Raw genomic sequence first — 4,491 nt, 5'->3', positions numbered from 1 at the left:
GCTGGGAGAGCCATACGGCTGATCCCGAAGAGAAGCACGGCCCCGCGAGCGGTACCGAACCCAAGGAGGCGCCCAATCAAGCCCTTGACTAAATCCGGCCGAATAGAGAAGGGCCCGAAGGGGCTATTCCGGAATTGGCTGCGCAGCCGCCAAGAACCAACGTGCACGCAAGCGCTATCGCAATCCGCATGTGCTTTCCCCAGCATCACAGCGCGGCGTCCAAATCGCGGGGGCCCCGCCATAGCCCGCAAAACTGCAAGAGCCTCTCGTGTATCTTCGCGGAACAATTCTGTCAACAAGTTGTTGACAGGTGTCGCTAGGCCGCTTACATCGAACTCATGATCAAGTCGTTCCGGAACAAAGGCCTTGACAAACTCTGGTCTACCGGAGCGTCCAAGATTGATAGGAGAATGCACGAACGCATCGGGCGCCGTCTCGATACGCTCAACGAAGCCATCGAGACTTCCGAACTGAACCTGCCGGGCTACAATTTCCACAAGCTGGCCGGAAAGCCCGCGCGCTACACGATCCACATCAACGGCCCGTGGTGCATCACATTCGAATTTGAAGGAGGCGATGCATCTAACGTTGACTTTGAACAGTACCACTGAATCCACAATACCGAATGAGCGAATATGGAGCCCCAAGGGCTCCGACATTGGAGAGCATCAATGGCACAGCAGAGAGCTAAGCGCGACCCTAACCGCTGCCCGTCTCATCCTGGCGCCGTCCTTGATGACATTCTGCAGGACATCAGGAAGTCCAAGACCGAGATTGCAGAAGCGCTGGGCATTTCCCGGCAGCATCTGCACGATATCCTCGCGGAGAAGAAGCCGGTTAGTCCGAATGTGGCGGCCCGGATTGGAAAGCTGGTCGGCAACGGCCCGGCCATCTGGCTTCGTTTGCAGGCAGCCTACGATGCGTGGCACGCCGAACGCGAAGTTGATGTCAGCGAGATCAAGACGCTAGAACCGGCCTAGGGCGACGAGCCCGGACGATGAAATCCGGCGGCCGTTAACGCACTACGGAACGCGCTGCCACTCGGACAGGTCTTCCGGAATGCCCATCTTCGTGGGGTCGCCAGCCGACGGCCAATGGCATATCCCGTTCGCTAGTTCGCCTGCGGCTACAATCGGTGAGATGTATTGGCCTAACACCTGACCGTCAAACAAGAGCGCGCAGCCACCCGGGACGCTAACGATCTCAGCTAACCCCGCGCGTGTTTCGTACGTCCACTTCATAACTTAGCTACTCCGGTGACCGGAAGCAGCGCGAGCGCGACTCGGCGTCGGAATGCGTAACCGCCGCTGTCCCTGCCACACCCGCGCTGCCCAGTGAAGTTAGCAGCGACGTGACTCGGCGCTCGGCGGGGGGGGCGCTGAAGCGCTGTCCCTGCCATGCGCCACCAACTTCGGCGGCCAGCCTTGCAATAACACGCTGACCGCCCTTCCCGCGGGTGCCAGGCTAGCCCGCGGGGCGCCGCCAAGTTGTATCGGCGAGAAGCCTCCCAGGCACCTACCAGGATTGGTTGGGCTGCCTGGGCCGCCACTGAACGCTAAACTGGTCACCCAGCCCTTGCATACGAAGGAGAGAGCCCTGTGGCGAAACTCGCACGCGTTCGGTGCATCAATAAGACCGACAGGATGAATCCCCACGAGAGGATTGAAAGTGCCGGAGGTGAATATTCAAACGGAAGTCAATGGAAGCAGTCTGTCGTTCAGACGATCAGAGACATCGAAAGCGGCGAATGGGAGTTCTATGTCGAAGAAGACCGACTCATGGCTGGCGTGGTCGTGGCCGAACACAACGGGCGCAAGTACATCAAGACGACGGCGGACGGCGTTCAGCCAGACAATCTTCTTTCACTGGCTGAGTGTCCGTGATCCCCACTAGCGAAGGCCTCCACAGCGAAGACCTCCACCTTATCGGGCTGAAGGCGAAGAGGGAAATGAGATGAAGATAGCGGTTGGACTTCTCGCGCTTTTGTTCGTATCAAGCGCGTTCGCTCAGACCCCACCGAAAGTGAGCAAAAAGCCAGCAGTACAGGCAAAGCCGCACGCGCCGATGGGTTGCAAACTAGTCGGCACCGTCAGGGGCACCAAGATTTGGGCTGGCGACTGTGCAGCTACACCGGAAACCGGCGCCGCTCCTGCTGGAGAACCCGAGTCGCCTACAGCTGCTCCCACCGACAAGCAATAGCCCCCGCGCGGTCAAGGCGCCCCTTGCCGCACTGTGGACTGAAATTTATCCCTGGATAATAGCCGGCTTCGGCGGATTCATCGGTTGCGCACTGCTGCTGCCAACGAAGCTCGGTGAAGCCGTGATTCAGTTCAGAACCAACAAGCTCCTCGCCTTCCCAAAGGGCTAACGCTTCCATTGATCAATCGGTTGCGAGACCGGACCGTGGCCCACAAGCCGCACCGGCTGGCCCCCTGCTCGACTCGCTCGCACCTATCGCCATGACCAAGGCAGAGAACAGAGCGGCCGCGATCGCGAGTTCGTTGATGTCGCCCCATGCGGGCGGCGGCGCCGGCGCATTCAGGGATCTTCTCAAAAAGCTACAGCCCGCATCTCCACCGGCGCTCGCAACCAGGTCGAGCGGTACTTCAACAGGGTCGAACAATGTCGTCGGGTGGCGACGCGCTATGACACTTCCTTGAAAGCAGCGACTGACGCGCTTTCTCCGCGGAAACAGCGAGAGCCCGAGACAACTCAAGCGCCTGCTCCACTGTCACTTGGAAGTGAACGCCGACAATGCTTGCAATGACGAGCGTGATTTCGTCGTCCATCTGCTCAACACAGATCGCCGCCGATTCATTTAGTTCGATCTCAGCAATACGTCCGATGAGATCATCCGGTTCATTCGTCATGGCTACACTCCATCCGGCGATTGGGCTCGCGACTGGCATAGGGTCCGCTCGACAGCGATTCAAGCCCAGAGAACACGAACTGGTCAACTACAAGAATTTGTAGTCGCACACCTACCGCAGTGACCGGCATGATTGCGGACCGTCGCAGCGGAGGCCGCAGGCGCAATTTCGGAGGGGGATGTGCCTGCGGCCTAGGGGGGAACTGATGAGCGAAAGCTTTAGGGTTGGTTTCGCGATAGCCATCACGGCAGCCATAGCCATCACGGCAGCCATAGTCACAGGGGCGTTTTTTGCTATCCGTTTTTTGATTTGATTTTACGGATAGGGTCTCACCGCCCTACTTCCAGCCGAACCGATCACAAATGGAGGCGATGATTTTGTCGATCGCTATCGCGATGTTCTCATCAGCATATTTTCTGGCCAGGGCGGCAAGTGCGACTATCTGAATCGGAAAAATGCAGATGACGGCCACAAATCCTAAGTGGGGAAATGTGGCCAAATCAATTATCGTGATGCACGCGCATATCCAGTAGAATCGTTCCTCGCGGCGCTCGTCGGCCTGCCCACCCTGTGAGGCACCGCGCGTTGCGTCACACTGCCCGCGGGATGATCCTCAGTCTCAGTGACAGCGCGGGCGCGCCGCGCTGGCGAAAGTCTCACAGGCATCCCACCCGAACCGGTTGGCACACACGCGGCTCTCCTAGAAGAGCGCGTATGCGTCCAGCGATCTTCCGCGCCTCCTTCGGCCCGAGGTTGGGTTTCAAGCTGTCGAGTATGCCTAGCACTGCCTGAGCCTCCTCGGCATTAAACGTCGCGACTTGGCGATCTGCTTGGCTCAAAGACTGATCGGCCGCGCTGGCCTGATTGGCTGCAAACACCGCAAGCGCTTGCGACCGCAGGGACGTGATTTGCTGCTCGAATATGTGCATCCATTGGCCTGTAGCTACCCGGTGGAGATCGCGTCGCAAGCGATGGTGGCCAGCCCGTCCTCGAAGACTGGGGCTGGCCACATTGCCCCTGAGAGGGTCACATTCTCAAGGGGCCCCAGATAATGGCGCAGACAAGTAACCGGGGCACCTACCAGAATCGGCCGGTCCCTCCTCCTCGACCAGTCTCTAAGCTGGTCCAACAGCTTGCACAGATGGGAGACACCCGCATGCCCAAACGCGTGCGCATTCGTTGCATAAACAAGACTGACAGGCGAAACGCACACGAGAGAATCAAGAATGTCGGCGGGGTAAATTCAGACGGAACGCGATGGAAGCTATCCGTTAAGAAGACTATCCGAGATCTCGAAAGCCGCGAGTGGGAGTACTACGTCGAAGAATCTGGCGTCACTGTCGAGGTCATCGTCGCCACAGACGGCCGAAACAAGTACATCAAGACAACAGTGGACGGAATTCAACCGGACAATCTCCTTTCCCTCCCTGAGTGTCCGTGATTGTCGCAGGGATTAATTTCATTGGCGATTGCGGCGGAGCAGTAGTACAATCTTTGAAAAAGAGCGCCTGTCGTTCCGCTTCGACGGCGTCGGACGGCACGGCTCGAACACATCGTCCATCACCTGGGGTTGGCGCTCGGCGGCCGGCCGGCAGCAAGCTTCGCCAAGCGGCTCATGCTG

6 protein-coding genes are annotated in these 4,491 nt (G+C 58.7%); 4 read left to right on the top strand and 2 right to left on the bottom strand.

What is annotated here, in order from left to right; all coding sequences use genetic code 11:
• Positions 1-338 precede the first annotated feature (338 nt).
• The 3 genes from QJT78_RS48905 to QJT78_RS48895 all read left to right on the top strand — a co-directional run bounded on the left by QJT78_RS48905 (position 339) and on the right by QJT78_RS48895 (position 1,883).
• Positions 339-611 carry a type II toxin-antitoxin system RelE/ParE family toxin gene (locus tag QJT78_RS48905; RefSeq protein ID WP_028154511.1) on the top strand — a complete coding sequence of 91 codons (273 nt, stop codon included), beginning with the start codon at positions 339-341 and terminating at the stop codon, positions 609-611.
• Positions 612-671: 60 nt separating this feature from the next.
• The gene (locus tag QJT78_RS48900; RefSeq protein ID WP_028154512.1) at positions 672-980 is read left to right on the top strand and encodes a HigA family addiction module antitoxin; all 309 of its coding nucleotides are present in this window, start codon (positions 672-674) and stop codon (positions 978-980) included.
• 618 nt (positions 981-1,598) lie between these two features.
• Entirely contained in the window at positions 1,599-1,883 is a 285-nt protein-coding gene (locus QJT78_RS48895; RefSeq protein ID WP_028154514.1) for a DUF3892 domain-containing protein, read from the top strand.
• 723 nt (positions 1,884-2,606) lie between these two features.
• Here QJT78_RS48895 and QJT78_RS48890 read toward each other — a convergent pair.
• Together QJT78_RS48890 and QJT78_RS48885 are read right to left on the bottom strand one after the other, a co-directional pair.
• Positions 2,607-2,870 (bottom strand): hypothetical protein, encoded by a 264-nt coding sequence (locus tag QJT78_RS48890; RefSeq protein ID WP_049808116.1) that lies wholly within the window; start codon positions 2,868-2,870, stop codon positions 2,607-2,609.
• A 337-nt stretch (positions 2,871-3,207) separates the two neighbouring features.
• The gene (locus tag QJT78_RS48885) at positions 3,208-3,369 is read right to left on the bottom strand and encodes a hypothetical protein (RefSeq protein WP_225004716.1); all 162 of its coding nucleotides are present in this window, start codon (positions 3,367-3,369) and stop codon (positions 3,208-3,210) included.
• Between the two features lie 552 nt (positions 3,370-3,921).
• Here QJT78_RS48885 and QJT78_RS48880 point away from each other — a divergent pair.
• Positions 3,922-4,311, top strand: a complete 390-nt coding sequence (locus QJT78_RS48880) for a DUF3892 domain-containing protein (protein WP_085965651.1) — start codon at positions 3,922-3,924, stop codon at positions 4,309-4,311.
• The last annotated feature ends 180 nt before the right edge of the window (positions 4,312-4,491 follow it).

Source organism: Bradyrhizobium sp. Mp27, from assembly GCF_029953005.1.
Lineage (GTDB): Bacteria > Pseudomonadota > Alphaproteobacteria > Rhizobiales > Xanthobacteraceae > Bradyrhizobium > Bradyrhizobium barranii.
Note: the sequence above shows the minus strand (reverse complement) of the source record. Positions and strands in the feature narration are given on the sequence as shown.